Below are 26,259 nucleotides of genomic sequence, written 5' to 3' on the forward strand. Positions count from 1 at the left end.
GTCACGCACTCGCGCGGGCGGCAACACGCAAGCGCGCAAGAATCGCTGTGAGCGCGGAAGGCGTCATGCCCTCGATCCGCGCCGCCTGCGCGATCGTTGTAGGCCGCGCAGCTACCAGCTTCGTCCGGAGCTCGTTAGACAGCCCATTCACGCTGCAAAATTCGAAGTCTTCCGGAATCTCAACGGCCTCATCTCGCTTCAAAGCTTCAACATCGCGCTTCTGCCGCTCAACATAGTGCGCGTACATCGCATCCTTCGCCAACTGGCTGAAGATGCCTCGGTCAATGCCAGAGATCCCGGGTTCGAGGTGCTCGAGCTGATCCCTGGTGACGCCGCTTATGCTAAGAAGATCGTACGCAGTTCTCCTTGAACCGTCAGCCGACAGCTTGATGCCAGCCGACTGCGCTTCATTCGACGACCAGAGCCTCGCCTGCAAGAGCCTGCGCCCCTCTTCCAGGGCCCTCGACTTCTCTTCGAAAGCAACTTTGCGCTCCGGCGAAATGCAGCCGAGCTCCAGTCCCACGGGGGTCAGGCGCTGATCCGCATTGTCCGCGCGCAGCGACAGCCGGAACTCGGCACGGGAGGTAAACATCCTGTAGGGCTCGGATACGCCGCGCGTAATCAAATCATCAACCAAAACGCCGATGTAGGAGGATGACCGGCTAAAGATGATTGGCTTGCGTCCCTGTACTTCGAGCGCGGCGTTCAATCCCGCAACCAGACCCTGTGCAGCGGCTTCCTCGTAGCCGGTGGTCCCATTGATCTGACCCGAGAGAAAGAGGCCCCTCACCCCACGTACCGCAAGCCTGGCGTCAAGAGCCCGCGGATCGACGTAGTCATACTCGATCGCGTAGCCTGGTTGCAGTACTTGGACCTCCTCAAGGCCGGGAATAGTACGGACATAAAGTTCCTGTACCTCCTCGGGAAGCGACGTTGAGATGCCGTTCGGATAGACTGTGGGATCCTCAAGACCCTCCGGCTCAAGGAAGATCTGGTGCGACGGCTTGTCGGAGAATCGAACCACCTTATCCTCGATTGAGGGGCAATAACGTGGACCGACACCGTCGATGTGACCGCCATACATAGCGGAGCGAGACAGGTTCTCCCGAATGATCCGGTGCGTCTCTTCCGTGGTGTTGGATATGCCGCAGGCGATCTGCCGAGCCGCGACGCTCTTCGAAAGGAATGAGAACAGCACCGGGTCATCATCGCCCGGCTGCATCTCCAGCCTGTCCCAGTCGATGGTTCTCCCATCGAGGCGTGGCGGAGTGCCCGTCTTCAGGCGGCCAAACGGAAGGCCCAGGTCGAAAATCCGTTCAGCAAGCGGCGTAGAGGCTTCTTCACCCATTCGGCCACCTGCGAACGAGCGGTCGCCGATGTGGATCACACCACGCAAGAAGGTCCCTGTCGTAATGATTACCGCCTGCGCCTGGACATGTCGCCCATCCGCAAGCCGCACGCCCTGGACAGCCCCGTCTTCGATTACGGCATCGACCACTTTACCTTCGATCACCATCAAATTCGGGGCGCGCAACGTTTCGGTGTGCGCGAACGCTCTGTATAGCTTCCGATCGGCTTGCGCGCGGGGGCCTTGAACCGCCGGTCCTTTCCTTCGGTTCAGCAACCTAAACTGGATGCCGGCAGCGTCTGCAGCTCGGCCCATGAAGCCATCCATCGCGTCGATCTCGCGGACAAGATGGCCTTTCCCGAGCCCGCCAATCGCCGGATTGCAGGACATGACACCGATGTCGTCGATGCTCGGTGTCACAAGCGCCGTAGCAGCACCCATGCGTGCAGCAGCATGCGCTGCCTCGGTCCCGGCGTGGCCGCCGCCGACCACGATGACGTTGAAATCATCTTGTTTCACGTGAAACACCTACTTCCCGATACAGAAGGACGCGAAGATCTCCCCGAGGATATGCTCCACGTCGACGCGTCCTACAAGGGCATCCAACGCTCGGATTGCCGCACGCAGGTCCTCGGCCACGATTTCATCCGGGCCCGGACCGGCGAGACCCGCCTGCGCCTCTGAAAGGCTCTGCAGTCCTTTTTGCATCGCTTGGCGTTGACGCGCGTTTGTCGCAGTTGCAGAGCGCGCCATGCGGCTGGATAACGTATCAACTATCTGATCGAGAAGCTCAGATACGCCTGCTCCGCTTTTCCCGGATATTCCGTTTATGCTGGACCGCCGAAGATCGCACTTCGCGATGCGGAGCAGGTCGCCCTTCTCCGGCTGCATCACGGGCTCTTCTTCGGGTGCACTGATCAGGATCACGCGCAGATCAGCTCCCCTCGCGCGCAAGATTGCGCGCTCAACGCCAAGCGATTCGACCCGGTCGGCTGTCTTGCGCACACCCGCGGTGTCGAGGAACGTAACCGGAAGCCCCTTAAGGTCCATTCGTACTTCGATGACATCTCGCGTCGTCCCGGCGACGTCGGACGTTATCGCGGCGTCTCGACCGGCGAGCGCGTTCAACAATGTCGACTTCCCTGCGTTCGGAAGTCCGACGATCGCGACCTCAAATCCGTCCCGCAAACGCTCCGAGATGCGGCTACCTTCAATCTCACCCGAAAGGCTTTCCCTCACCTCGTCGATTAGTGCCGCCACCTCTGGCGTGACATCCACCGGCACTTCTTCGTCGGCGAAGTCGATCGTCGCCTCGAGAAGCGCCGCTGCTCTCAGGAGCTTCTGGCGCCACTCCTCGCTCTTGGCGGCGAGCGCGCCGGTGAAGGTACGGACAGCCTGCTTCCGCTGCTCCTCGGTCTCGGCGTCGATGAGGTCGGCCAGCCCCTCGACCTGCGTCAGGTCGAGCCGGTCATTCTCCAGCGCGCGCCGGGTGAACTCCCCAGGCTCCGCCATACGCAGCCCCGGCACCTCTTCCAACGCATGAAGAACGGCGCCGACAATGGCCACGCTCCCATGGACCTGGAACTCCACAATCTCTTCACCAGTAAAGCTGGCACCTTTCTCGAACCGCAGGACAAGCGCCTGATCTAAGATTTCTCCATTAGAGTCAGCTAGTTGTCGTAGCCCAGCCTGGCGGGCTGGAGGACAACTCCCGCAAAGACGCTCGGCCGCGACCACAGCGTCGGGACCCGAAATGCGGATAACCGCGACACCGGATTTGCCCCGTGCCGTCGCGGGGGCATAGATCGTGTCCATGGATGCACTCCCAGGTTGCCCTGGTCAGGTGTTCATCGAATCAAAGAACTCGGAGTTCGTTTTCGTCTGCTTGAGCTTCGACAGCAAGAACTCGATCGCGTCCGTGGTCCCCATCGGGTTGAGGATGCGGCGGAGCACGTACGTCTTCTGCAGATCGGATTTGTCGACCAGAAGGTCCTCTTTCCGGGTACCCGACTTGAGGATGTCCATCGCCGGATAGACGCGCTTGTCGGCCACCTTGCGGTCCAGCACGATCTCGCTGTTGCCGGTGCCCTTGAACTCTTCGAAGATGACCTCGTCCATGCGGCTGCCGGTGTCGATCAGCGCGGTGGCGATGATGGTCAGCGAACCGCCCTCCTCGATGTTCCGCGCCGCGCCGAAGAAGCGCTTCGGCCGCTGCAGAGCATTGGCGTCGACACCGCCGGTCAGCACTTTGCCCGAGGACGGGACAACGGTGTTGAAGGCGCGGCCGAGACGCGTGATCGAGTCAAGAAGGATGACCACGTCGCGCTTGTGCTCGACCAGGCGCTTCGCCTTCTCGATCACCATGTCCGACACCGCGACGTGCCGGGTTGCCGGTTCGTCGAAGGTCGATGAGATGACCTCGCCCTTCACCGACCGCTGCATGTCGGTCACTTCTTCCGGCCGCTCGTCGATAAGCAGCACGATCAGGTAGCACTCGGGGTGGTTCGCCTCGATCGAGTGGGCGATGTTCTGCAGCAGGACGGTCTTGCCTGTCCGCGGCGGCGCCACAATCAGCGAACGCTGGCCCTTCCCGATGGGCGCGACAAGGTCGATGATCCGGGCCGACTTGTCCTTGATGGTCGGGTCTTCGATCTCCATCTTCAGCCGCTCATCCGGGTAGAGCGGCGTGAGGTTGTCGAACGCGACCGTGTGGCGGGCACGCGCCGGTTCCTCGAAGTTGATCTTCTCGACCTTCGTCAGCGCGAAGTAGCGCTCGTTGTCGTCGGGTGCGCGGATCTCGCCTTCGACAGTGTCGCCGGTACGCAGCGCGTACTGGCGGATCATGTCGGGCGACACATAGATGTCGTCGGGGCCCGGCAGATAGTTCGCCTCGGGCGAGCGCAGAAAACCGAAACCGTCCTGCAGCACCTCGAGCACGCCGTCGCCGCCGATCACCCAATCCTCGTCGGCACGCTCCTTGAGGATGGCGAACATCATGTCGCCCTTGCGCATGGTCGAGGCGTTCTCGATCTCAAGTTCCTCCGCCAGCGAGAGGAGGTCCTTGGGGCTCTGGGCCTTGAGATCGGACAGGTTCAGACGGTCGTTGCTCATGAAAATATCCTGGACCGGCCGGACAAGCGGCACGCGGTCGGTTCTCTGGGGAATTTCGGCGATCGGACGATCGGTGGCAGGATAGCTAGAGGCTGCTCTTCGCCGAGTCAAGAACCGTCAGAATGGGCGAACAATCACCGCGATTACGATGACGATCAGCAGAAGCGTCGGAACCTCGTTCATCATCCGGTATGTCCGGCCGGTGCGGGTGTTCCTGCCCTCGGCGAACTCACGTCGACGGGCGGCGCACCACATGTGAAACCAGGTCAGAGCGATGACTCCCGCGGCCTTGATCCACGGCCATGGCTGCCCCCAGTCCACGATCCCCGGCGTCGAGAGGAGCAGAAAGCCGAACAGCCAGGTCGAGATCATCGCCGGGTTCATGATCAGCCGCAAAAGCTTCGTCTCCATGGTCTGGAAGGCGCCGTCCATCCGAGCGGATCCGTCCGTCTGCTCGGTGTGATAGACGAAGAGGCGAGGCAGATAGAACAGGCCGGCCATCCATGCGATCACCGAGACGACGTGGAAGCTTTTCACCCACGGGTACGCATACGCGAGAAGGTCGGCCATCTTGTCCCCATGCTCCATGCCCTGCCCCTCTAAACAATAAAGAATATAAAGAAAAAGGATGATGTGATTGTTGGGGCTAGGGATAAGTGGATTACCGGATCCGTCCCTGAACTGATCAACAGGATCCGTCATCTGTGGGAGTCGCAGTGTGGATAAATCTAACAACTCATGTAAAGCGCCTATAAACCGATTTATTTCAATGTCTTACGAAGATCCGGCTGTGGATAACTCAGTGGAGTCATGTTGAGAGACTCGGGCGACGGATCCGTCATCCCCAGCCTGTGACGGATCCGGATCCGCTGTGGACACCGCGACTACGGAAAGCCAAGAGTGGTGGCGGATCTACTGCCGCCGTCCCGGAGGGCGGATCCGTTCACACACCACACAGTTACCGTCCGGATCTTATGCACAGACCTGTCCCACCCCACCTGATCCTCGCCTCGTCCTCCATGACCCGGCTTCAGATGCTTCGTTCGGCGGGACTCACGGTCGAGGCGATGCCGGCGCGCGTCGACGAGGATGCGGTCAAACGAGCCATGGTGTCCGAGGGGGCCAACCCGCGCGACGTGGCCGACGCGTTGGCCGATGGAAAGGCGCGGAAGGTGGCCGGCAAACAGGGCGGCCTGGTGCTGGGCTGCGACCAAGTGCTTGCGTTCGAGGGTGAGGTGCTCTCGAAGCCCGAAAACGTCGAGGATGCGAAGGTGCAGCTTCTCCGCCTCGGCGGACAGCGACACATGCTGTTCTCGTCCGCTGTCATCTACGAGGACGCGAAGCCGGTCTGGCGGCATGTCGGCGTGGCGCGGATGCACATGCGCGCGCCCTCGCCCGGTTACCTTGAAGACTACCTCGACCGGAACTGGGACAGCGTGCGCCACTCTGTCGGTGGCTACAAGGTCGAGGAAGAGGGCGCGCGGTTGTTCACTCGGATCGAGGGCGATCAGTTCACAGTCCTCGGCATGCCGCTGCTCGAGATCTTGTCCTATCTCGTACTGCGGGGCACTTTGTCTGCATGAACGACGACAAGATTCCGCTCGCCGGCGTCATCGGCTCGCCCATCGCGCACAGTCGGTCGCCGGCGCTACACGGCCACTGGCTGCGCACCAATGGTTTGCGCGGCCACTACGTGCCGATGGACGTGGGTCAGTCGAACCTGGCCGAGGTGCTGCGCGCGCTGCCGAAGGCCGGCTTCGTCGGCGTCAACGTCACGATCCCCCACAAGGAAGCGGCGTTGGAGCTTGCCGACGTCGTGGCGGATCGCGCGGCACTCATCGGCGCGGCGAACACGCTGACGTTCAAGCCAGATGGAAAGATATATGCCGATAACACTGACGGCTACGGGTTCATGGAGAACCTGCGCACCGCGGCCCCGCATTGGGACCCGTCCGTCGGCCCGGCAACCGTGCTCGGAGCTGGAGGCGCCTCGCGCGCCGTCATCTGTTCGCTGCTTGACGCCGGCGTGCCGGAAATCCGGCTATCGAACCGCACCCGCGCGCGGGCCGAAGCGCTACGGCAGGAATTCGGTACGCGTGTCGTCGTATATGACTGGGTTCAGGCCGGCAACGCTCTGGATGGGGCGGCGACGGTGGTGAACGCCAGCTCGCTGGGCATGATTGGAAAGGCCGAGCTTCGCGTCCCGCTGGATGGCCTCTCGCCCGACGCCGTCGTAACCGATCTCGTGTACGCCCCGCTGGACACGGCGCTTCTGCAGCGCGCGCGAGAGCGAGGCTGCGTAACCGTTGACGGCCTGGGCATGCTGATCCACCAAGCCGTGCCCGGATTCGAGCGGTGGTTCGGCGTACGGCCCGTCGTGGACGAGGAGACGCGGCGCGTGGCCCTCGGCCAGTGACACGCCCGATCCTCATCGGGCTCACCGGGTCCATTGGCATGGGCAAGTCGACGACGGCAGGCATGTTCGCCGAGCTCGGGGTGCCGGTTTGGGACGCGGACGCCGCAGTACACCGCCTGTATGCCGCCGGGGGGGCGGCGGCCATGCCCATCGCGCGCCTGCGCCCGGACGCGGTGCGCGACGGCGTAGTCGATCGGACTGCCCTGAAAGCGTGGATCGAGGAAGAGCCGGGCGCGCTGAAGAAGATCGAAGCCGTGGTTCACCCTCTCGTCGCCGAGGACCGCCAGTCCTTCATTGCCAACATTGACGCGCCGGCGGTCCTGCTCGACATCCCGCTGCTGTTCGAGACGGGGGGCGACAGGGACATGGACGAGGTGGTGGTCGTCTCTTCTCCGCCCGAGGTGCAGCGCGCGCGGGTGCTCGATCGACCGGGCATGACGGCTGATATGTTTGAGCGCATCCTAACCACGCAGATGCCCGACGCCGAAAAGCGTGACCGGGCGGAGCACGTGATCGCCACGACGGACCTTGAGACCGCCCGTGCCCAGGTGAGAGAAACGTGGGACCGAATCAGAAGGAAGCACGGCCTTGCGTGAGATCGTCCTCGACACCGAAACCACCGGCTTCGAACCCGAAACCGGCGACCGCATCGTCGAAATCGGCGGCGTCGAGCTGTTCAATCACGTCCCGACCGGCCGGACATATCACCAGTACATTAACCCCGAGCGCTCGATGCCGCACGAGGCGTTCGAGGTGCACGGGCTCGGCGATGACTTCCTGCGCGACAAACCGGTGTTTCGCGAGATCGGCCAGGCGTTCCTGAACTTCGTGGGCGACGCGAAGCTGGTGATTCACAACGCCGCGTTCGATATGAAATTCCTCAACGCTGAGCTGGGCTGGATCAAGCTGCCGCAAATTCCGTGGGAACGGGCGGTCGACACGCTCGCCATCGCGCGGCGCAAGTTTCCGGGCTCTCCCGCTTCGCTCGACGCACTGTGCCGCCGGTTCGGCATCGACAACTCGTCGCGCACGCTGCACGGTGCGTTGCTCGACTCCGAGATCCTGGCGGAAGTGTACCTGGAGCTGATCGGCGGTCGGCAACCCGGCTTCACGCTGGCGGCTGACACCTCCGGAACCGGCGGCGATCAGGGGCACGAGGCCTGGCGTCCCCGCCCGCGTCCACAGCCCCTGCCCCCGCGCATAACACCCGAAGAAGCCGCCGCCCATGCCGCCTTCGTCGAGGTGCTGGGCGACGACGCGCTCTGGCGCAAGCTCGGTTGATCAGTTGGTCGGCTGAGCGGCCTGCTGCTGCTTCTGACGCTCGGCGATCATCTGGCGATACAGCGCGACGAAGTCGACATTGTCGAGGTTGAGCGGCGCGAAGCCACCGTCACGGGTCACGTCGCTGACGATGCGGCGCACGAAGGGGAACAGCATGCGCGGGCATTCAATCATCAGGTAAGGGTGCAGCTGCTCCTGCGGCACGCCATCGACCTGAAAGATGCCGCCGTATTCGAGCTCGAGGACGAAGAGCGTCGCGTCGCCGTTCTTGTCACGCGAGGTGACGTTGAACTTGCTGATGACCTCGTACTGGTTCTCGGCATCCTTACGCTTGCGCGCGTCGAGGCTGACCTGAACCCGGACGTCGGGCTTGGCGTCACCGCCAACGCCCTTCTGGGCCACGATGTTCTCGAACGACATGTCCCGGATGAACTGCCCTAGGATGCGCATCTGCGGCACTTGCGGTTGCTTGTTTTCGGTGTCCGCGGCGGGCTGGTTCGCCTGCGCGCCGTTCGTCTGATCCTCGTCCGCCATGTTTCCGGCTCCTCCTGAAATGCTTTACAGCTTTGCTAGCAGGAAGGCCGGGGGGCCTCAATGCCGGGTCCAGCCCGACGGTGCGCCACTCGGCCGATGGGTCGGGCGCTGCGGATGATCCAGGTCTTCGTACTCTCCGTCGATGGTCTGCGGCCCGGACGGCCGCGTATTACGCCCGCTGGCACGGGGATCGGCGCCTGCGCCATAGGAAAAGCTGCTGACCCGCACGCGGGCGCGCAGCCAACGGAATGCAACCCGGCGAAACGGTGGAAACAGCAGCGCAAAGCCGATGGCGTCGGTGAAGAAGCCCGGCGTCAGCAAAAGTGCGCCGGCGATCAGGATCATCGCGCCATGCGCCAGCGGCTCGGTCGGGTCGCTCATCCGGTTGAACGACGACCGCAACTGAGACATCGCGAGCGCGCCCTGCGTGCGAACCAGGTATGTCCCGGCGATCGCCGTCAGAACCACGATCAGAAGCGTCGGCCACAGCCCGATCAGGCCACCGACCTGGATGAACAGGGCGATCTCGATCAGGGGAATGGCAACGAACAGCGCGAACAGCCACATTAGGCAACCTCCAGTCGGGAGCAGCGGTAGACTTGGTCTGCCCCGCCACCTACATAGGAGGACGACCTGCCTGATACCAACCCCGCCCGCCGAAAGAGGTGTTGATGAACTCTGCCATTATCCAGCTTCTGGTCCTGGCCGGAATCGCGGTTTTCCTGATCCTGAGACTGCGTAGCGTGCTGGGAACGCGCGACGGGTTCGAGAAACCGCCTCTTTCGAAGCCGTCCCAAGGCGACCGCCTGCGCAGCTCTCGTCCCGAGTTCGAGGTCATCGAGGGCGGCCCCGACCGCGACATCACCGATCACGTCGCCGACGGTTCGGACGACGCGAAGGCTCTGGCCGCAATGAAAATGACCGAGCCGGGCTTTTCCGTCAGCGAATTCCTGCAGGGCGCACGCTCGGCCTACGAGATGATTCTGATGGGCTTCGAGCGCGGCGAGATGGACGAGATCCGCGACTTCCTGGCCGAAGACGTCGCCGCCGTTTTCGAGGACGTGATCGCGCAGCGCCAGGAACAGGGCCTTCAGATCGAGGCGAATTTCGTCGGTGTACGTGAAGTGACGCTGGTCCGCGCCACCTTCGACCGCAATACCCGCGAGGGCGAGATTACCGTTCGCTTCCTGGGCGAACTGACGTCCGTCGTCCGCGACGCCGAGGGCGAAATCGTCGAGGGCAGTGCGACCGAGATCAAGCGCCAGCGCGACATTTGGACGTTCGGCCGGGTGTTCGGCACCGACGACCCGAACTGGAAGCTGGTCGCCACCGGGGAATGATATGCGGTACCTCGGCGCGGTTCTCCTCGCGGCGTTCTCTGCCATGACGCCGCCCGCCGCGGCCGAGGTACGCCACACCATCCTGAGCTTCGAAGACCTCGAAGGATGGGCCGATGACGATCATTCGGCCGCGCTCGAGGTGTTCCTGAATACCTGCCGCGACCTCGACCACCCCGAATGGCGCCCGATCTGCCGCGTAGCCGAGGATCAGACCGACGCGCGCGCCTTCTTCGAGGTCTTCTTTCGCCCGGTCCTAATCGAGGACGGCGAGCCGATGCTCTTCACCGGGTACTTCGAGCCGGAACTGACAGGGTCCTTGGTCGAGACCGAGCGCTTCAAGTACCCCCTCTACAGCCTGCCGCCCGACATCGACACGGCCGCGCCATGGTATTCGCGCGCCGAGATCGAAGAAGACGGCGTGCTGCAAGGCCAGGGGCTCGAGATCGCTTGGGTCGACAACCCGGTGGACGCTTTCTTCCTGCATGTGCAGGGCAGCGGGCGGATCCGCCTGCCGGACGGGTCGTCGCTTCGGGTTGGCTATGCCGGCAAGAACGGGCACGACTACCGGTCCATCGGCCGCGAACTCGTGCGCCGCGGCATTTACGAGGCGCACCAGGTCTCGGCGCAGGTCATCCGGAACTGGGTCCACCGCAACCCGGCCGAGGGGCTGGCGTTGCTGCGGCACAACCCCTCCTACGTTTTCTTCCGAGTCCTCTCGCGCCTGCCTGCGCACAAGGGTCCGCTGGGCGCGATGAACCGCTCGATCACCGAATTCCGGTCGATCGCCGTCGATCCGGCCTTCACTCCGCTCGGCGCGCCGGTCTGGATCGAGAAGGACGGAAACCAGCCAATGCGGCGGCTCATGGTCGCGCAGGACACCGGATCCGCCATAAAGGGACCGCAGCGGGCGGACATCTTCTTCGGGACCGGGGCCAAGGCCGGGCGCGAGGCCGGGACGATCAAGGACCCGGGCCGGATGGTCGTCCTGCTGCCGATCCAGCGCGCCTACGCGCTCGCCCCGGAGGTCTGAGACCGTGTCCCGGCGCAAGACCCGCGGGCTGCGGCCCGAGGAGCGTGAGCTTTGGCAGAAGGTGGCGCGGACGGCGGCACCGCTGCACCCCGAGCGCCGAGCGCCCGCGCCAGAAGAGCCCAAGGCGGGGCCGCCGATGCAGCACTCGGCTTCTCCGCCCGAACCCGTCCGGCCCTTCCGCGTCGGAGAAACTGCGTCCTCGACCTCCGGTCCCGATCTAGCCCCGCGGCTGTCCGAGCAGTTGTCGCGCGACGCGCTTCAGATGGACCGCAAGGCTTTCACCCGGATGAAGCGCGGCAAGCTGGGTGTCGAAGGACGGCTGGACCTTCACGGCATGACCTTGGCGCAGGCGCACCCCAGACTGAACGAGTTCATCCTGTCGGCCCATGCGCAGGGAAAACGGTTGGTGTTGGTCATCACGGGCAAGGGGAAGTCCAAGGGCAACGACGGCCCGATCCCCGAGCGGCGGGGGCTGCTGAAGCACCAGGTGCCGCAATGGCTGCGCAGCGGGCCGTTGCGCGCCGCCGTGCTGCAGATCAGCGAAGCCCATCAAAGCCACGGTGGCTCAGGGGCGTACTACGTTTACCTCCGTCGCCGCAGATAGCAGCGGGCGTGCCCGTGCGATGCCGGTGCCGACGAGCACGGCAGCGCTGACGAAGTAGACGGCGATGCCTATCATCTGGTTCTCGAAAACGATTCCCTTATCGATTAGCGCGCCCGTCAGTCCCGGCCCGATTGCCGTGCCCAGCACCATCGCCGCCGCGGCCAGCGACTTGATCCCGCCGAGGTACCGCGTGCCGTAGAACTCGGCCCAGAAGGCGTTTGGGACAGTCTGGTTCGCCCCCTGTGACAGGCCCATCAGCGCCATGGCTATGGCGGCCGTGCCAAGTGTGCCTGCCTGGCTCATCAGCACGAAGCCGGCCGCCATGGGAAGCTGGTACAGAGGCATCAGCCTTACGGTCCCGATCCGGTCGATCACAGCGCCGGATCCCAGCATCGACAGGATGGACGCGCTCGTAAATACCGGAAACAGCGCCACGAGGCCCATATGCTCCCAGCCCTTCGTCTCGGCCAGGTGCACCTGCTGGAAGAAGAACGCGGTGCTGAATGCCGCGGGAGCAAGCAGAGCCGGCACGATGAACCAGAACAGCCAGTGGCGCAGCATCCGCACACGCGTCCATTGTTCGCCCAGCATGCCGACAGCCTGCGTCTCGGCGGCCGCCGATTGCGGCGTGCGTTCGAGACGGAGAAGCGGGATCAGCAGCGGGACCAGCGCCAAAGGCACGATCGCCGCGACCACCCATAGCGCGCGCCAGTCGAACGGCCCCAGGAGCGCCACGAAGGCCAAGGGGAGAAACGCCTCGCCGGTTGCGACGCCCAGCGTGGCGACCGATAGCGCCCTGCCCCGCGTGGCGACGAACCACCGCGCCATGGCGACCATGGCGATCAGGCCCGACATGCCTTGCCCGAAGAACCGCAGGAAGAAGATCGCGACCGGCAGCAGCCATGCAGCGGGCACCGCGGCCATCAACAGGCTGGCCGAGGCCAAGGCCACCAGGACGACCGCGCCCAGCACGCGCACCCTGAAGTGATCGGTCAGCAGGCCGGCCCAGACCATCGCGACGGCCGAGGCCGTGGTGCCGGCGGAATAGATCGCGCCCCAGGTCCCGTGGCTCAACGCGAACTCATCGCGGATGGCGCCGGCGAAGACCGAGATGAAGAACGTCTGCCCGAAGCTTGAGCAGAACGTCATCAGGACGCCGACGGCAAGGAACGGCGCGTTGCGGCGGAGAAAGGCGGCGAAGCTCATTCCGCCTGTCTCTGCCTCTCGCTACGGAATGGGAAGCGGAAAACGCGTCAGAGGACGTACCGGCTGACGTCCACCGACCGCGACAGCTCGCCCAGGTTCTTCTCGACAAAATCGCCGTTTACGACGACGGACTCCCCGCCCCGGTCGGGCGCGGTGAAGCTCAGTTCCTCGAACACCCGTTCCATGATCGTATAGAGCCGCCGCGCGCCGATATTCTCGACCGACTGGTTCACCTCGGCCGCGATGCGGGCCAGCGCGGCAATACCGTCATCGGTAAATTCGACCTCGACACCCTCGGTCTTCATCAGGGCCGCGTACTGTCGGGTCAATGCGTTGTCGGTTTCGGTGAGGATGCGGACGAAGTCCTGCTCGGTCAGCGCACGCAACTCGACCCGGATCGGAAGGCGGCCCTGAAGCTCGGGCAGCAGGTCCGAGGGCTTGGCGATGTGGAAGGCGCCCGAGGCGATGAACAGGATGTGGTCGGTCTTCACCGGGCCATACTTGGTGCTGACGGTCGTGCCTTCGATCAGCGGCAGCAGGTCGCGCTGCACACCTTCACGTGAAACATCTCCGCCACGGGCGTCGGACCGGGCGCAGACCTTGTCGATCTCGTCCAGGAAGACGATCCCGTTCTCCTGCACGGACTCAAGCGCGGCCTTGTTCACCGTCTCGTCGTCCAGGAGCTTGTCGGCCTCTTCCCCGATCAGGATTTCGTAGCTCTCGGACACCGTCATCTTCTTGCGAACGGTGCGCCCCTGGAACGCTTTCCCGAACAGGTCGCCCAGGTTCATCATGCCGCCCATCTGACCCGGTTGCATCCCCGGAAGCTCCATCCCGCCCAGCGGGTTCGAGGTATCCTGCACATCGAGCTCGATCTCGGTATCGTCCAGCTCTCCGGCGCGAAGTTTGCGGCGGAACATCTCGATCGTCTGCTCACGCGCATTTTCGCCGGAGATTGCGCGCAGCACCCGATCTTCCGCGTGTTCCTGAGCCCGTGACTTCACGTCCTCGCGCATGAAGTCGCGGGTCTGGGTGATCGCCGTCTCCACCAGGTCGCGCACGATCTGCTCAACATCCCGCCCGACATAGCCGACCTCGGTGAACTTCGTCGCCTCGACCTTGACGAAGGGCGCGCGGGCGAGCTTGGCCAGCCGGCGGCTGATCTCGGTCTTGCCGACGCCGGTGGGGCCGATCATCAGGATGTTCTTGGGATAGACCTCTTCCCGCAGGTCGGCACCGAGCTGCTTGCGGCGCCAGCGGTTGCGAAGCGCCACAGCGACGGCGCGCTTGGCGTCCTTCTGGCCGATGATGAAACGGTCGAGCTCGCTGACGATCTCGCGGGGGGTCAGGTCGGTCATGTTCGTCCTCGGGTGATGCTGGGCCCGAAATCCTTGTAAAGGATTTTGGGAAGGCTCTTTCAAAGAGCCTTCATGCCTCGATGGTTTCGACGGTCAGGTTGCCGTTGGTGTACACGCAGATGTCGGCAGCGATTGCCATGGCGCGGCGGGCGATCTCTTCGGCCGGCAGGTCGCGGTCCATCATCGCCCGTCCGGCGGCGAGAGCATAATTGCCACCCGACCCGATGGCCGTCACGTCATGCTCGGGTTCCAGAACGTCGCCGGCGCCGGTGATCACGAACAGGTCGCGCCCATCCGACACGATCAGCATCGCCTCGAGCTTCTGCAGGTACTTGTCCGTGCGCCAGTCCTTTGCAAGCTCTACCGCCGCGCGCTGCAATTGGCCCGGCGTCTGTTCGAGTTTCGCCTCGAGCCGCTCCAGAAGCGCAAAGGCATCGGCCGTCGATCCGGCGAATCCCGCTACGATGTCGTAGCCACCGGGGCTGAGACGGCGCACCTTCCGCGCGGTTCCCTTGATCACCGTCTGGCCCAGGCTCACCTGCCCGTCGCCCGCGATCACCACCTGTCCGCCCTTGCGCACGCCGATGATCGTCGTGCCGTGCCAGCCGGGAAACTCGTCCTGCGCCATGCGCCCTCCTTCGTCTTTCGGAGGCTATATGGACACCGGGACGCCGAATGCCAACCGGACGGGCGGGATGGCGCCTCAGACCAGCACGTCCATCGCCGTCTGCTCGCCTACGCCGAAGACGCGCTTATAGCGTGCCACCTCGTCCGCCGGACCCATCGCCTTGTTCGGGTTATCACTCAGCTTCACCGTGGGACGGCCGTTGGCGGCCACCGCCTTGCAGACCAGGCTGAAGGGGCGCAGCGCGTCGTTCGGGACTAATCCGCGGAAGTCGTTGGTCAACAGCGTGCCCCAGCCGAATGAGACGCGCGTGCGGTCGCCGAAACGCGCCTGAAGCTCGATGATCTTGTCGACGTCCAGCCCGTCCGAAAAAATCACCAGCTTCTTCTTCGGATCCTCGCCCCTCGACTTCCACCACGCGATCGCCGTCTCGGCCCCCTGCACCGGGTCGCCCGAGTCGATGCGGATTCCTGTCCAGCCCGCCAGCCAGTCCGGCGCATGGGCCAGGAAACCACGCGTGCCGTAGGTGTCGGGCAGGATGATGCGCAGGTTGCCATCGTGTTCTTCATGCCAGTCGGACAGCACGTCATAGGGCGCGAGAGCGAGTTCTTCATCGTTCTCGGCGAGAGCGGAGTAGACCATCGGCAGCTCGTGCGCATTTGTCCCGATCGCCTCGACCTCGCGCCGCATGGCGATCAGGCAGTTCGAGGTGCCCACGAACTTGTTCCCCAGCCCCTCGATCATCGCCTGTACGCACCAGTCCTGCCACAGGAACGAATGGCGACGGCGCGTGCCGAAGTCTGCCACGCGCAGGTCGGGGACGTCGCGCAGGCGCTCGATCTTCTCCCACAGCTTGGTCATCGCGCGGGCGTAGAGAACCTGAAGCTCGAAGCGGCCCATGTCGTTGATGACGGCGCGGCCGCGCAACTCCATCAGGACGGCCAGCGCCGGGATCTCCCACAGCATGACCTCCGGCCACTTGCCCTCGAACGTCAGCTCGTACTGTCCGTCGCGCTTTTCCAGGTGATACGGCGGCAGACGCAGGTTCTCGAACCACTCCATGAAGTCGGGGCGGAACATCTGGCGCTTGCCGTAGAAGGTGTTGCCGCGCAGCCAAGTCGATTCCCCGCGGCTCAGCGAAAGTGAGCGGATATGGTCGAGCTGTTCGCGCAGTTCGCCCTCGTCGATCAGCTCGGCCAGCCGGATCGACTTGGTCCGATTGATTAGGCTGAACGTCACGTGCGTGTCCGGCTTGTTGCGGAACACGGACTGGCACATTAGCAGCTTGTAAAAGTCGGTGTCGATCAGGGAGCGGACGATCGGGTCGATCTTCCACTTGTGATTATAGACGCGTGTCGCGATGTCCATCGGCTCAGTCCAAGCTAACGCCGGCCGCGCGCATGCCCTCTCGGGCGGCGGCGAGCGAGCCGTCGAGGTCGATGGCGCCGGTCAGATCCTTGCGCACCGAAACGGCGAAGCCCAGCTTCGCCGCGTCCACGGCCGAGAAGTTCACGCAGAAGTCCAGTGCCAGCCCGACGCAGGTGACATGCGTGACCCCGCGCGTGCGCAGGTAGCCCTCGAGCCCCGTCGGCGTCTTGTGGTCATTTTCAAAGAAGGCCGAGTAGCTGTCGATCGACGTGCGAAACCCCTTGCGGATGATCAGGTCGGCCGGGTCCGTGTTCAGGTCGGAATGAAACTCGGCGCCGTGGCTGCCCTGCACGCAGTGGTCGGGCCACAGCACCTGCGGTCCGTAGGGAAATCCGGTGACCGAGAACGGATCAAGCCCCTCGTGCTGGGATGCGAAGGAGGAATGGCCGGACGGGTGCCAGTCCTGCGTAAAGACACGGACGTGGAACTGGGACAGCAGCTCGTTGATGCCGTGGACGATCTGGTCGCCGCCTTCGACGGCGAGGGCGCCGCCCGGGCAAAAGTCGTTCTGGACGTCGATGACGAGCAGGGCTTCGTGGGGCTCACGCATCGAGGCACCCTCCTGATAACGGTAATTGGAACCTGCTATGCGGGCGCGTGGCGCGGTGTCAACCGAAGGGCGCTCAGAGCAGCGCGCGGCATGCTTCGGCGCAGTGGCGGCAGGCTTCGGCGCAGCGCTGGCAATGCGCATCCTCATGCTGCCCACACGTGGCGGCGCAGTCTATGCAGATCTCGTAGCAGGCCCGGCAAATCTCGTGGGCATGGCGCGAGTTCCCGGCGACCATAAGCACGCAGGCCTCGCACACGGCGATGCAGTCCCGGCAGTCGCGGATGCAGTCGGCCATGCCTGCCTCGCCCGCGCACGCGTCCAGACAGGCGGCACACGCGGTCACGCAGTCCTGGCAGGCATCGAGGCAGTTCTGGTGTGTGGTGTCCAGCATCGCGTCCTCCAAAGAATCAACCGGGTTACGCCTGTGGCGGTTCCGCGCCTTGCCCGAGCGTCGCGGCGGGCGTAGGAGACCGGGCCATGTTCACTGTCGCTGCGCTCTACCGCTTCACCACCTTCGACGACCCGGCTGCCCTGCGCGGGCCACTGCTGGAGGTCTGCGCCCGAAACGGCGTGCGCGGCACGCTCCTGCTGGCGCGCGAGGGCATCAACGGCACCATCGTCGGCCCGCGTGAGGGCCTCGATGCGACGCTGGAGCATATCCGGACCCTGCCCGGCTGCGCGGACATAGAGTGGAAGGAGTCGACTGCACAGGAGATGCCCTTCGGCCGCATGAAGGTCCGCCTCAAGCGCGAGATCGTGACGATGGGCCAGCCCGGGGTCGACCCGAAGGCTGCGGTCGGACACTATGTCGAGCCGTCCGAGTGGAACGACCTGATCGCCGCGCCCGACGTGGCGGTGATCGACACTCGGAACGATTACGAGGTGGCAATCGGCACCTTCGAGGGCGCCGTCGACCCCGAGACGCGGTCGTTCGGCGAGTTTCCCGAATGGTGGGAGAAAAACCGGCACCGCTTCCACAACAAGCGTATCGCCATGTTCTGCACCGGCGGCATCCGCTGCGAAAAATCCACCAACTTCCTTCTGGGACAGGGAGTGGAGGAGGTTTTTCACCTAAAGGGCGGCATCCTGAAATACCTCGAGGAAGTTCCGCAGGATCAGAGCCTTTGGCAGGGCGAGTGTTTCGTGTTCGATGAGCGCGTGGCGGTCGGGCACGGGCTGTCGGAAGGAACGCATCGGCTCTGCCGCGCCTGCCGTCGTCCGGTGTCGCTCGACGACATGCTGCGCCCCGAGTACGAGGAAGGTGTCCGCTGCCACCGCTGCGTGGACGAATACACGGACGCGCAGCGCGCGCGCTTCCGAGAACGGCAACGGCAGATGGAGCTGGCCGAGGCGCGCGGACTGGCGCATCTGGGCGGCTGAGCGCGCGCGAGGCTTTTCAAAAGAGACTTTGGAAGATCATTCTGAATGATATTCGACCGGCGGCTGGGGTAGGAGCGTGATGTTTGCCCCGCTCCACAAGCCTCCCGCGGATGCCGAGAGGATGAAGATGAGCGCACCCGCCACAACGGTGGCCAGCCCCGCGCTTCGGCCCAGCGTCTGCGGTGTGTCCTCCCGCCGCTCGAACGCCATCGGCGCGGCGACGCGCAGGTAATACACCAGCGACAGGACCGAATTGGCGACAGCTATGACGGCGAGCCATGCGAGTCCGCCCTCCAGTGCGGCGAGGAACAGGGCGAACTTGCCCACGAACCCGGCAAGCGGCGGAATGCCGACGAGCGACAGGAACGCGATCACCAGTACCGTGGCGGCGAAGGGTCGCGTGCCGAACAGGCCGGAGTAGTCACGAAGTTCGGTCCGGCCGCGCAGATACGTCACCACGCCGAAGGCGGCGATGTTGGCGGCGGCATAGGCGGCGAGGAAGATCAGGAGCGCTGGCAGCGCGACGGCACTTCCAGCCACGGCGACGGCCATGAGCGCGTAGCCCGACTGGCTTACGGACGACCAGCCGATCAGTCGCCGCACGTCCGTCTGCCACAGCGCCGCAAGGTTGCCGAGGGTCATCGTCGCCGCCGCGACGATGGCGATCAGCAGCCGGACAGCGGAGTCACCAGCCGGGATCAGCTGCACCAACCGGATCAGTGCCACGGCGGCGGCAATCTTCGGCACGACGGTCAGAAATGCGGCGGCGGGGGCCGGTGCGCCCTCGGCCACGTCGGGCATCCAGGCGTGGGCGGGGACCGCTCCCAGCTTGAAGAACAGCCCCGCGAGGAGCAGCATCAGGCCCGTAAGCGTCAGCGCGTCCGTCATGGGCCGGCCGGCGAGTCCCTCGTAGCCCGTCGTGCCCATCATCCCCATCACGAGGACGACGCCGATCACCATCAACGCGTTCGCCAGTGCCCCGACGAGGAAATACTTCATCCCCGCCTCGAGCGAGATTGCCCAGTTGCGGTGATAGGCGGCAAGCGTGTAGCCCGTGATCGACGACAGCAGCACGCCCATGACAAGCTGCATCAGGTCCGCCGCACCCGCCATTGCCATCGCGCCGAGGGTGGAGAACAGGAGCACGGCGTAGAACTCGCCGTGTCTGCGGTCGCTCGCGAACCAGCGCGGGGCGAGCAGCACGCAAAGCGCGGTCGCCGACAGGATCAGCAGCCGCGTCCAGCCGGTCGCGCCGTCAAGCGCGAACGTGCCTGAAAAGGTCAGGCGGCTCTCCTGAAGCTGGTCCAGGGCGAAAAGCCCCGCCGTGGCAAGCCCGCCGACCGCCGTCCAGGCGCACGCGGCATGGTGCCGGTGCGGCAGGAACATCGCCAGGATCAGCACGCCGACCGCCGTCAGCAGCACCGCCAGTTCGGGTGCGAGGTCACCGACCGGCATCAATCAGGCCCCCGCAGGCAGGGCGGCGGCGGCGTCGATGAGGTCCAACAGCCAAAGCGGCCAGACGCCGATCAGCACGACCAGGGCGAGCATTCCCGAAAGCACAAGGACCTCGGAACGGGTCAGGTCGGGGAACACGGAATCCGTCTGCGACGTCACCTCGCCGAAGAAGACCTGCCGCAACATCTGGAGAAACAGGGCTGCGGTTATCAGGATTCCGATCAGCCCGATTGCGGCGAGCCACGGGTAAACCACGAAAGCGCCGAGGAAGATGTGTAACTCGGCCACAAACCCGGCCAGCCCCGGCAGGCCCAGCGATGCGAAGCTCGCCAGAGCCGCCGCGCCGGTCAGCTTCGGGGCGACCCCGGCGATGCCGCCGTAATGGTTCATCTCGTAATCCTGCCGGCGCTGCCAGAAGGCTCCGGCGATCAGGAACAGTGAGCCGGTGATCAGGCCATGCGCAATCATCTCGACCACCGCGCCGGTCAGTGCCATCGCCCGTGCGGCCTCGGTCCCCAAGGCCGAGCCCGCGACGGCGATGCCCAGCACGGTGTAGCCCATGTGGTTCACCGAGGTGTAGGCGATCCGCCGTTTAAGGTTCCCCTGCCCCAGCGCCACGAAGGCGCCCCAGAGGATCGAGATGACCGCGACGATGGCCACCGGCAGCGCCCATCGGCTGAAGGTGTCCGGCATCATCTGAAGCAGGAAGCGCACCATCCCATACGTCCCCATCTTCAGCAGCACGCCTGCCAGGATGGCCGAGGCCGGTCCGGGCGCGTCGACATGGGCGGGTGGCAGCCAGGTGTGGACCGGAAAGAGCGGCGTCTTGATCCCGAAGCCGATGACGAAGGCCAGCAGGACAAGCGACGCGGTCAGGCCCGACCTCGCCAGCGGCGCCTCGGCGATCACGGCGCGCATGTCGAAGGTCGTCTCAGGCATCGACAGCGCCAGCACGATGATTCCGATCAGGATCAGCAGCGAGCCGGCGAGCGTGTAGACGAAGAATTTCAACGCCGCCGCCTGCGCCTCTCCATGCCCCCAGCGGCCGATCAGGAAGTACATGCCCACCAGACTAAGGTCGAAAAAGACGTAGAACACGATCATGTCGAGCGCGAAAAACAGCCCCAGCGACACGCCAGTGAGAAACAGCAGCCAAGCGTAGTAGGCCCGCGCACGGGGCAGCGGAGCCATGGGCCAGGCGACGGCGGCGAGGAATACCACCGCGCTCATCAGTCCTAGCGAGAGCGAGATGCCGTCGACCCCCATGCGCCAGGCGATGCCGATGGCCGGCATCCATGGCACCTCCTCGACCGAGGCGAAGGCACCGTCGAACCCGATCCAGACCAGCAGCAGCAGCACCAGCGGCACGGCGGCCACGGCGATGGCGGCCGTGCGCGCCTGTGCTTCCCGCAACTGCGGCATCAGCGCGAGCGTCAACGCGCCGGCGAGGGGGATCAGGACGGCGAGGCTCAGCATGTCAGGCTCCGAATATCAGGTACAACACGCCCGCCGCGGCGCCGACGGCGAGCAGGGCATAGTAATGGTGGGCCATCCCGGTCTGCATGCGGCGGGCGTCGGTCCCGGCCATGCCGCTGACGCGCCCGGCGCCCGTGGGGATCAGGTCGGCGGCGGCCTCTCCGGCGCGCGATGCGCCGCGTGCAGCGGCATCGCCCAGCCGGACCAGCAGCGCCACGGCGCCGTGGCCTGCTCCGCGGCTCATCCCATCGATGCCGTGATCGTCGGCGGTACCGAAGCCGGAGGCGACCGAGCGCCCGGCAAATGCTGCGCCGCGCGGGATGCCGTCGAAAACGAGGTCGTCGATGCGAGACGCCAGCCGCGCTACGGCGAGGCCGGGTCTTTCGACGCCCGCATGGAAGATCGACGGCAAGCCGAGCCAGTCCGACCAAGACCGCTCGACCGGGTGCCGGGATAGCCACAGGCCACTGCCGATGCCGATTGCGACGGCGGTGAGCGACGAGATGATGATCAGCTTCGGCCCGTGCGGGAGGTCACCGCTCAGAAGGTTGGCGACGGGGTCGTGCACCGCCGGCCACCAGATAGGGATGAGCAGGATGGTGCAGGTGGTCAGGAAGATGCGCGCGCCGACCTCCGGCATGGCCGGCTTCTCTGCCTCCGTCTTCTCGCCCGGCCCGAAAGCCATGACTGCGAACCGCGTGGCATAGGTCGCCGACAGGCCGCTCGCCACCACGCCGGCGGCGGCCAGCCAGGGCGAGATCTTCTGGAGCCCCTTCAGGATCTCCTCCTTCGTCCAGCCGCCGGGCAATGGCGGGACGCCGGCAAGGCAGAGGGCCGAGATTGCGGTCAGCACCGCCGCGATGGGCAGGGCGCGGCCCAGCCACATGGAGCGCAGGTCGAAGCTTCCCGTCCTTTCGTGCGCGACGCCGGCTGCATAGAACAGCGGCGCCTTCAAGAGAGCGTGAGTGATCAGGTGCATGACCGCGATCATCGGGTAGCCGGCCCCGGCGGCGCAGAACATCAGCCCCAGCTGCGCCGAGGTCGACGCCGCGAGCAGCTTCTTGGCATGCATGTGCGCGGCGGCCACCACGCCGCCCGCGATGGCCGTGGTCAGGCCAAAGCCGATCGTGGCCGCGGCGAAGCCCGGCGCGTCGCCCAGCCACGGGTGCAGGCGCGCCAACAGAAACGCGCCCGCAGCCACCATCGTGGACGAGTGCAGCAGTGCCGAGACCGAGGTTGGGCCGTCCATCGCCCGGAACAGCCATGGCGAGAACGGGACCTGCCCTGCCTTCGACGCAGCGGCGACGACGATGCCGAGCGTGGCGATGATCAACGGCCAGCCCGAGAGGCTCCCGAGCGCCTCGTATTCGGCGGATCCGGTCATGGCGACGACGGCGAAAAGTGCCAGAAACATCCCCAGGTCGCCCGCGCGCGTGACGACGAAGGCGAAATTGGCGGATCGCATCGGTTCGACCTGCCGCCACTTGTGGCCGATCAGGGCCCAGGAACACGCGCCCATGAGCTCCCACCCGATGAGTACGGTGATCAGGTCGTCCGCGATCACGACGAGCTGCATGGCGCCGGCAAAGACCAGCATCAACCCGGTGAGCCGTGGCAGCCCCCCCTTGGCCTCGTGCGCTGAGGCATAGGCCACCGTCGCCCCCGCCACCATGGAGACAAGGATCGCAACGGCGCGCGACAGCGGCGTGAACTCGGCATGGAGCGCGAAGTCCGATGACCATGAGAAGCTGCCGCTTTCGGCGAACACGGCGATCAGCAGCGACCCCAGCATCGCCTGCACGCCGACCACCGCCAGTCGGTTACGCGACCCGCCGGTCGACCATACGCCAAGGCCGGCGAAGAGCGGCAGGAGGGCGGTCCACCAGATCATTCCTTGAGCGTCCCCAGAGCCTCGGTCATGTCGGCCTGCCGCTTGCGATAGACGGCGACGATCAGCGCGAAGCCGAGCGCCATCTCGACCGCCATCACGGCCATGACGATGATCGCCAGAAGCTGGCCTTCGGGCATCCCGGCAAGACCGAGGCTCCAGAACCCGATGATCGCGAGGATCGCGCCGTTCAGCATAAGCTCGAGGCCCATCATCAGCATCACGAAGCTCTGTTGCGAAAGCGCGCCGTAAAGCCCGATGCCGATCAGCGCGGACGCACCCAGAAGCACGATTGTCAGCGTCATCAGTGGCCCCCGTGGTGGTGGTGATGGTGACCGCCGCCCTCGTCCGGCACGCGACCGGCGGGGTCCCCGCCCTCTGCCAGGCCCGGCGGGCGCGATCCGTGGTCGGCGTGGCCGTAGCGGCCTTCGCGCGACGACAGGATGACCGCACCGACCATCGTGGCCAGCAGCGTCACGCCCGCCGTCTCGAAGATCAGCATCGAGGGGCCCAGAAGCTCGATCCCGAGGTCGAAGACCACCCTCTGCTCGGACGTCACCGGTGCGCTGGGCAGCTCGGCCGAGAGCACGGCGGTCGAGAGGCCCAACCAGGCCAGGACCCCCGCCCCGACCGAAAACTTGTGCTGGTGCACCATCATCATCGGGTTCAGCCCGGCGGGGTTCATCATGAAGGCGACCATGAAGATGGCCATCGCCATCATCTCGACCGCCATCATGAACACCGTGGCGACACCGATATAGGGCATCGACAGCACCACCCCGACGCCGCCGACCGCGATGAACGACAGCATCAGGGAGAACGAGGCGCGGACCATCGAGTCCACGCGGAAGACCCGCCAGCCCGTCCAGACGGCGAAGAGGATCAGCGCGATGACGACGACATTCACCACAGCGCCAACCCTCCGGATACCGCAAGGTGCAGGAAGGACACCGGCAGCGCGACGATCCAGAGCAGGGTGAGCATCCGGCCGGGCGTCGTGCGGGCGATGCCGTGCCCCAGAAGAACCGTCAGGGCCATGATTGCGGCGGTCTTGAGCCACAGCCAAACCGGCCCCGGCAGACCCGGCCCCAGCGGACCGCCCAGGAACAAGGCCGCCGCCATGGCGGAGAACGCCGTCAACATGGCGAGCCGGGCGAGTTGCCATAGCGCGCGCCCTGCCCCGCTGTCCTCGGCCGAGGTGCCGCCCGCGATATCGGCGCCATCGGCAAAGTCGAACGGCCCGCGCTGGGTTAGCGTCAGGCCGACGAGCAGGAAGAGCGCCAGGCCCAGCGGCTGGCGCACGACGTTCCAGACCTCGCGCTGGGACTCCACGATGGCGGTGACGGACAAGCTCTCAGCCGGAAGAGCGGCCGCGATCAGGACAAACATCGACGGCAGCATCACCGGCAACGCGATCGCAGCATAGCGATACGCCCCGATCAGCGGGAACGGAGCGTTAGGCGACCAGCCGTGCAGGAAGACGGCGATGATCGTAAGCGCCTCGCAACTGCCCCAGATCACGATGCCGACCGGGCTCTCGATGGGTGCGGCGTGGGTGACGGGGACGACCGACAGCCCGATGGCGGCAAGCGCGAGGTAGACGACCGGCGCGAGGCGGCGGTTCAGGTCGTCCGGTGCCTCGGTGCGGACTGTCTGACGGCGGAGCAGGAGCGCTCCGTCTCGCAATGCGGCGACCGGTCCGCCGGCCCGTGCGCCCCAGAGCGCGGGGGCCAGCCGGTCGAACGTCGCTGCGAGCCAGACGCCCACGGCAAGCGTGACGGGGACGGTCAGGAGCAGCCAGATCATGCGGCCTCCTCCTCTTCCGCGCAGGCCCGGTGAAGGGCGTCGGGGGCATAAGAGTTCAGAACAAGCATCGCCTCGTGCCATTCCAGCCCGGGCAGCATCGAGCCAATGCGGGGCGCCTGGTACGGTCCCGCCTGCCCGGCCAGCCAAGCCGACAGTCTGGCGCGCACATCCTCGCCCTTCGCCGCCTCGCCCAGTCCCGCCGGGATCGCGCCCCGCGTCCAGAGCGCGCGCGGCGAGCTACCCCGGGCCACGCGGGCGGCAGCGGCATTCAGCCCGAGGAGGCGCAGAAGGCGTGCAGCGCAGAGGTGTGGCGCGCTCGCCTCGTCGCCCTGCGGGAATGGAGGAGCGGTGACAGAGGTCGAGATGATCACGTCTCCCTGCAACGTGATCTCCAGCGTCAGGCCCGGCGGCAGCATGGGCGCGAACGGACCGACGGTCGCTGTGTAGGCGTCGAGTTGCAGGCCGTCGCGGATGTCGTCGCCGGTCATGGCCATCGGGCGGCCGTAGGGGACGCCGCCCATCATGCCTTCGCCGCCCTGCCCGTGATCGCCCTTTCCCTCCCACGGATTCGGCGGCTCGTCAGACCGGCGGTCGGTGTCGCTATCGGCACCATTGAGGAGGTCGACCCACGCATCCGTGATGACGTCTGCCGGGTCACCCTGCCCGTCCCAACGCAACACGGCGCGCGGATGGGGAAGCTGATCATGCACACGCCCGAAGGCGGCCGCGGCTCTCTCGGGGATCGCTCCGGCGCGCAGCAGCACCGCCGCCTCGCGCGGGCTGGCCGCACGCCGCAGGCGCGGCGACAGCAACGCATGCTCGGTGACCGCCTGCATCCCCGGCCCGATGCAGGCGAAGACCGGAACCGGCGCGCGGCCGGCGAGGCGGTCGAGCAGGCTCATTGCCACCGGAACACCCCCTCGCGCCAGCCGTAGAGGATGCCGATGGACAGGATGGCGAGGAACATGCCCATCTCGGCCATCGCCTTCAGCCCTTCGTGCACGAAGACGACCGCCCACGGGTACATGAACATCATCTCCATCTCGAACGCGATGAAGACGAGCGTCATGGTGTAGGCGCGGAAATGGAACCGCTGCCAGGCGTGGGTTTGGGCCTCTCCACCACCGAGGTATGGTGCGGCCTGCGGCCACGTGGACCGGCTGTCGCGACCCGTCAGAGCAAACGAGAGGGCGAGCGCCAGCCCTACGGCACCCACGCAGACGGCGACGAGGGTCATGATCCCGATCCCCGGGTGCCGGGCCCTTGCAGCAATATAACTCCGTAAGAAACCACGCAGCCGTAACGGCTGACAAGCGCGGGATGTTCCTGCACCTTCCCGCGCGTGCACTCTCGGAACATCCGCAATCAGGGGACGTTTTCTACGCAAGACCGGGGCCTCTTGCCCCGCATCACATCTCCAAAG

Annotated in this window: 28 protein-coding genes; 8 read left to right on the forward strand and 20 right to left on the reverse strand. The window is 65.5% G+C overall.

Annotated elements, in window-relative coordinates:
• Position 1 precedes the first annotated feature (1 nt).
• From mnmG to hemJ, 4 genes are all read right to left on the reverse strand, one after another.
• A complete protein-coding gene (mnmG, locus tag BM162_RS03180; protein ID WP_245759150.1) occupies positions 2–1,867 on the reverse strand; it encodes a tRNA uridine-5-carboxymethylaminomethyl(34) synthesis enzyme MnmG in 1,866 nt (621 codons plus the stop codon).
• 9 nt (positions 1,868–1,876) lie between these two features.
• Positions 1,877–3,163: a tRNA uridine-5-carboxymethylaminomethyl(34) synthesis GTPase MnmE gene (gene mnmE, locus BM162_RS03185; protein ID WP_093417526.1), complete on the reverse strand. Its 1,287-nt coding sequence runs from the start codon at positions 3,161–3,163 to the stop codon at positions 1,877–1,879.
• 24 nt (positions 3,164–3,187) lie between these two features.
• Complete coding sequence (rho, locus tag BM162_RS03190) at positions 3,188–4,459, reverse strand: transcription termination factor Rho (protein ID WP_093417529.1); 1,272 nt, start codon at positions 4,457–4,459, stop codon at positions 3,188–3,190.
• Positions 4,460–4,576: 117 nt separating this feature from the next.
• The gene (hemJ, locus tag BM162_RS03195; protein WP_093417826.1) at positions 4,577–5,029 is read right to left on the reverse strand and encodes a protoporphyrinogen oxidase HemJ; all 453 of its coding nucleotides are present in this window, start codon (positions 5,027–5,029) and stop codon (positions 4,577–4,579) included.
• A gap of 404 nt (positions 5,030–5,433) precedes the next feature.
• Here hemJ and BM162_RS03200 point away from each other — a divergent pair, with 404 nt between their 5' ends.
• Genes BM162_RS03200 through dnaQ form a run of 4 tightly spaced genes read left to right on the forward strand, consistent with a single transcriptional unit; the run spans position 5,434 to position 8,156 of the window.
• Positions 5,434–6,042 (forward strand): Maf family protein, encoded by a 609-nt coding sequence (locus tag BM162_RS03200; protein ID WP_093417532.1) that lies wholly within the window; start codon positions 5,434–5,436, stop codon positions 6,040–6,042.
• Positions 6,039–6,875, forward strand: coding sequence for a shikimate dehydrogenase (locus BM162_RS03205; protein WP_093417535.1), 837 nt, complete (start codon positions 6,039–6,041; stop codon positions 6,873–6,875). The genes BM162_RS03200 and BM162_RS03205 overlap by 4 nt, the downstream gene beginning before the upstream one ends.
• Positions 6,872–7,471, forward strand: a complete 600-nt coding sequence (gene coaE / locus BM162_RS03210; RefSeq protein ID WP_093417538.1) for a dephospho-CoA kinase — start codon at positions 6,872–6,874, stop codon at positions 7,469–7,471. The genes BM162_RS03205 and coaE overlap by 4 nt, the downstream gene beginning before the upstream one ends.
• Complete coding sequence (gene dnaQ / locus BM162_RS03215) at positions 7,464–8,156, forward strand: DNA polymerase III subunit epsilon (RefSeq protein ID WP_093417541.1); 693 nt, start codon at positions 7,464–7,466, stop codon at positions 8,154–8,156. The genes coaE and dnaQ overlap by 8 nt, the downstream gene beginning before the upstream one ends.
• Here the strand turns inward: dnaQ and secB are convergent, their stop codons facing one another.
• On the reverse strand, positions 8,157–8,690 hold the full coding sequence (gene secB / locus BM162_RS03220; protein WP_093417543.1) for a protein-export chaperone SecB: 534 nt from the start codon (positions 8,688–8,690) through the stop codon (positions 8,157–8,159).
• Positions 8,691–8,747: 57 nt separating this feature from the next.
• Positions 8,748–9,257 carry an FxsA family protein gene (locus BM162_RS03225; RefSeq protein ID WP_093417546.1) on the reverse strand — a complete coding sequence of 170 codons (510 nt, stop codon included), beginning with the start codon at positions 9,255–9,257 and terminating at the stop codon, positions 8,748–8,750.
• 104 nt (positions 9,258–9,361) lie between these two features.
• Between BM162_RS03225 and BM162_RS03230 the strand changes: the two genes are divergently transcribed.
• From BM162_RS03230 to BM162_RS03240, 3 genes are read left to right on the forward strand one after another with little or no spacing between them, the layout of a single operon-like run.
• A complete protein-coding gene (locus BM162_RS03230; protein WP_093417548.1) occupies positions 9,362–10,030 on the forward strand; it encodes a Tim44/TimA family putative adaptor protein in 669 nt (222 codons plus the stop codon).
• A gap of 1 nt (position 10,031) precedes the next feature.
• Positions 10,032–11,060: a murein transglycosylase A gene (gene mltA / locus BM162_RS03235; protein WP_245759151.1), complete on the forward strand. Its 1,029-nt coding sequence runs from the start codon at positions 10,032–10,034 to the stop codon at positions 11,058–11,060.
• 4 nt (positions 11,061–11,064) lie between these two features.
• Positions 11,065–11,664, forward strand: a complete 600-nt coding sequence (locus BM162_RS03240) for a Smr/MutS family protein (protein WP_093417550.1) — start codon at positions 11,065–11,067, stop codon at positions 11,662–11,664.
• On the opposite strand, the gene BM162_RS03245 is transcribed toward BM162_RS03240, so the two are convergent.
• From BM162_RS03245 to BM162_RS03270, 6 genes are all read right to left on the reverse strand, one after another.
• Entirely contained in the window at positions 11,626–12,870 is a 1,245-nt protein-coding gene (locus BM162_RS03245) for an MFS transporter (protein WP_093417553.1), read from the reverse strand. The genes BM162_RS03240 and BM162_RS03245 overlap by 39 nt on opposite strands.
• Positions 12,871–12,917: 47 nt before the next feature.
• The gene (hslU, locus tag BM162_RS03250) at positions 12,918–14,228 is read right to left on the reverse strand and encodes an ATP-dependent protease ATPase subunit HslU (RefSeq protein ID WP_093417556.1); all 1,311 of its coding nucleotides are present in this window, start codon (positions 14,226–14,228) and stop codon (positions 12,918–12,920) included.
• A 70-nt stretch (positions 14,229–14,298) separates the two neighbouring features.
• Complete coding sequence (gene hslV, locus BM162_RS03255; RefSeq protein ID WP_093417558.1) at positions 14,299–14,856, reverse strand: ATP-dependent protease subunit HslV; 558 nt, start codon at positions 14,854–14,856, stop codon at positions 14,299–14,301.
• A gap of 75 nt (positions 14,857–14,931) precedes the next feature.
• Complete coding sequence (gene pncB / locus BM162_RS03260) at positions 14,932–16,221, reverse strand: nicotinate phosphoribosyltransferase (RefSeq protein WP_093417561.1); 1,290 nt, start codon at positions 16,219–16,221, stop codon at positions 14,932–14,934.
• A gap of 4 nt (positions 16,222–16,225) precedes the next feature.
• Positions 16,226–16,831 (reverse strand): bifunctional nicotinamidase/pyrazinamidase, encoded by a 606-nt coding sequence (gene pncA, locus BM162_RS03265; protein ID WP_093417564.1) that lies wholly within the window; start codon positions 16,829–16,831, stop codon positions 16,226–16,228.
• A 73-nt stretch (positions 16,832–16,904) separates the two neighbouring features.
• Complete coding sequence (locus BM162_RS03270; protein ID WP_093417566.1) at positions 16,905–17,222, reverse strand: four-helix bundle copper-binding protein; 318 nt, start codon at positions 17,220–17,222, stop codon at positions 16,905–16,907.
• An 86-nt stretch (positions 17,223–17,308) separates the two neighbouring features.
• Here BM162_RS03270 and trhO point away from each other — a divergent pair, with 86 nt between their 5' ends.
• A complete protein-coding gene (gene trhO, locus BM162_RS03275; protein WP_093417569.1) occupies positions 17,309–18,211 on the forward strand; it encodes an oxygen-dependent tRNA uridine(34) hydroxylase TrhO in 903 nt (300 codons plus the stop codon).
• Between the two features lie 36 nt (positions 18,212–18,247).
• Here trhO and BM162_RS03280 read toward each other — a convergent pair whose 3' ends face one another.
• From BM162_RS03280 to BM162_RS03310, 8 genes are read right to left on the reverse strand one after another with little or no spacing between them, the layout of a single operon-like run.
• A complete protein-coding gene (locus BM162_RS03280; protein WP_093417571.1) occupies positions 18,248–19,666 on the reverse strand; it encodes an NADH-quinone oxidoreductase subunit N in 1,419 nt (472 codons plus the stop codon).
• A gap of 3 nt (positions 19,667–19,669) precedes the next feature.
• Complete coding sequence (locus BM162_RS03285) at positions 19,670–21,142, reverse strand: complex I subunit 4 family protein (protein ID WP_093417574.1); 1,473 nt, start codon at positions 21,140–21,142, stop codon at positions 19,670–19,672.
• A gap of 1 nt (position 21,143) precedes the next feature.
• Positions 21,144–23,033, reverse strand: coding sequence for an NADH-quinone oxidoreductase subunit 5 family protein (locus tag BM162_RS03290; protein ID WP_093417577.1), 1,890 nt, complete (start codon positions 23,031–23,033; stop codon positions 21,144–21,146).
• On the reverse strand, positions 23,030–23,335 hold the full coding sequence (gene nuoK, locus BM162_RS03295; protein WP_093417579.1) for an NADH-quinone oxidoreductase subunit NuoK: 306 nt from the start codon (positions 23,333–23,335) through the stop codon (positions 23,030–23,032). Before nuoK ends, BM162_RS03290 begins: the two co-directional genes overlap by 4 nt.
• Positions 23,335–23,940 (reverse strand): NADH-quinone oxidoreductase subunit J, encoded by a 606-nt coding sequence (locus BM162_RS23070; RefSeq protein ID WP_245759152.1) that lies wholly within the window; start codon positions 23,938–23,940, stop codon positions 23,335–23,337. Before BM162_RS23070 ends, nuoK begins: the two co-directional genes overlap by 1 nt.
• A complete protein-coding gene (locus BM162_RS23075; RefSeq protein WP_218153064.1) occupies positions 23,934–24,836 on the reverse strand; it encodes an NADH-quinone oxidoreductase subunit H in 903 nt (300 codons plus the stop codon). Before BM162_RS23075 ends, BM162_RS23070 begins: the two co-directional genes overlap by 7 nt.
• A complete protein-coding gene (locus BM162_RS03305) occupies positions 24,833–25,744 on the reverse strand; it encodes a hypothetical protein (RefSeq protein WP_143096104.1) in 912 nt (303 codons plus the stop codon). The genes BM162_RS23075 and BM162_RS03305 overlap by 4 nt, the downstream gene beginning before the upstream one ends.
• Positions 25,735–26,073, reverse strand: coding sequence for an NADH-quinone oxidoreductase subunit A (locus BM162_RS03310; protein ID WP_093417588.1), 339 nt, complete (start codon positions 26,071–26,073; stop codon positions 25,735–25,737). Before BM162_RS03310 ends, BM162_RS03305 begins: the two co-directional genes overlap by 10 nt.
• Positions 26,074–26,259 lie beyond the last annotated feature (186 nt).

The organism is Tranquillimonas alkanivorans (assembly GCF_900115595.1).
Taxonomy (GTDB): domain Bacteria; phylum Pseudomonadota; class Alphaproteobacteria; order Rhodobacterales; family Rhodobacteraceae; genus Tranquillimonas; species Tranquillimonas alkanivorans.

Coding starts and splice junctions, on each gene's coding strand:
- mnmE (WP_093417526.1), bottom strand. CDS start 3,163: ATGGACACGATCTATGCCCCCGCGACGGCACGGGGCAAATCCGGTGTC.
- rho (WP_093417529.1), bottom strand. CDS start 4,459: ATGAGCAACGACCGTCTGAACCTGTCCGATCTCAAGGCCCAGAGCCCC.
- hemJ (WP_093417826.1), bottom strand. CDS start 5,029: ATGGCCGACCTTCTCGCGTATGCGTACCCGTGGGTGAAAAGCTTCCAC.
- BM162_RS03200 (WP_093417532.1), top strand. CDS start 5,434: ATGCACAGACCTGTCCCACCCCACCTGATCCTCGCCTCGTCCTCCATG.
- BM162_RS03205 (WP_093417535.1), top strand. CDS start 6,039: ATGAACGACGACAAGATTCCGCTCGCCGGCGTCATCGGCTCGCCCATC.
- secB (WP_093417543.1), bottom strand. CDS start 8,690: ATGGCGGACGAGGATCAGACGAACGGCGCGCAGGCGAACCAGCCCGCC.
- BM162_RS03225 (WP_093417546.1), bottom strand. CDS start 9,257: ATGTGGCTGTTCGCGCTGTTCGTTGCCATTCCCCTGATCGAGATCGCC.
- BM162_RS03230 (WP_093417548.1), top strand. CDS start 9,362: ATGAACTCTGCCATTATCCAGCTTCTGGTCCTGGCCGGAATCGCGGTT.
- mltA (WP_245759151.1), top strand. CDS start 10,032: ATGCGGTACCTCGGCGCGGTTCTCCTCGCGGCGTTCTCTGCCATGACG.
- BM162_RS03245 (WP_093417553.1), bottom strand. CDS start 12,870: ATGAGCTTCGCCGCCTTTCTCCGCCGCAACGCGCCGTTCCTTGCCGTC.
- hslU (WP_093417556.1), bottom strand. CDS start 14,228: ATGACCGACCTGACCCCCCGCGAGATCGTCAGCGAGCTCGACCGTTTC.
- hslV (WP_093417558.1), bottom strand. CDS start 14,856: ATGGCGCAGGACGAGTTTCCCGGCTGGCACGGCACGACGATCATCGGC.
- pncB (WP_093417561.1), bottom strand. CDS start 16,221: ATGGACATCGCGACACGCGTCTATAATCACAAGTGGAAGATCGACCCG.
- pncA (WP_093417564.1), bottom strand. CDS start 16,831: ATGCGTGAGCCCCACGAAGCCCTGCTCGTCATCGACGTCCAGAACGAC.
- BM162_RS03270 (WP_093417566.1), bottom strand. CDS start 17,222: ATGCTGGACACCACACACCAGAACTGCCTCGATGCCTGCCAGGACTGC.
- trhO (WP_093417569.1), top strand. CDS start 17,309: ATGTTCACTGTCGCTGCGCTCTACCGCTTCACCACCTTCGACGACCCG.
- BM162_RS03280 (WP_093417571.1), bottom strand. CDS start 19,666: ATGCCGGTCGGTGACCTCGCACCCGAACTGGCGGTGCTGCTGACGGCG.
- BM162_RS03285 (WP_093417574.1), bottom strand. CDS start 21,142: ATGCTGAGCCTCGCCGTCCTGATCCCCCTCGCCGGCGCGTTGACGCTC.
- BM162_RS03290 (WP_093417577.1), bottom strand. CDS start 23,033: ATGATCTGGTGGACCGCCCTCCTGCCGCTCTTCGCCGGCCTTGGCGTA.
- nuoK (WP_093417579.1), bottom strand. CDS start 23,335: ATGACGCTGACAATCGTGCTTCTGGGTGCGTCCGCGCTGATCGGCATC.
- BM162_RS23075 (WP_218153064.1), bottom strand. CDS start 24,836: ATGATCTGGCTGCTCCTGACCGTCCCCGTCACGCTTGCCGTGGGCGTC.
- BM162_RS03310 (WP_093417588.1), bottom strand. CDS start 26,073: ATGACCCTCGTCGCCGTCTGCGTGGGTGCCGTAGGGCTGGCGCTCGCC.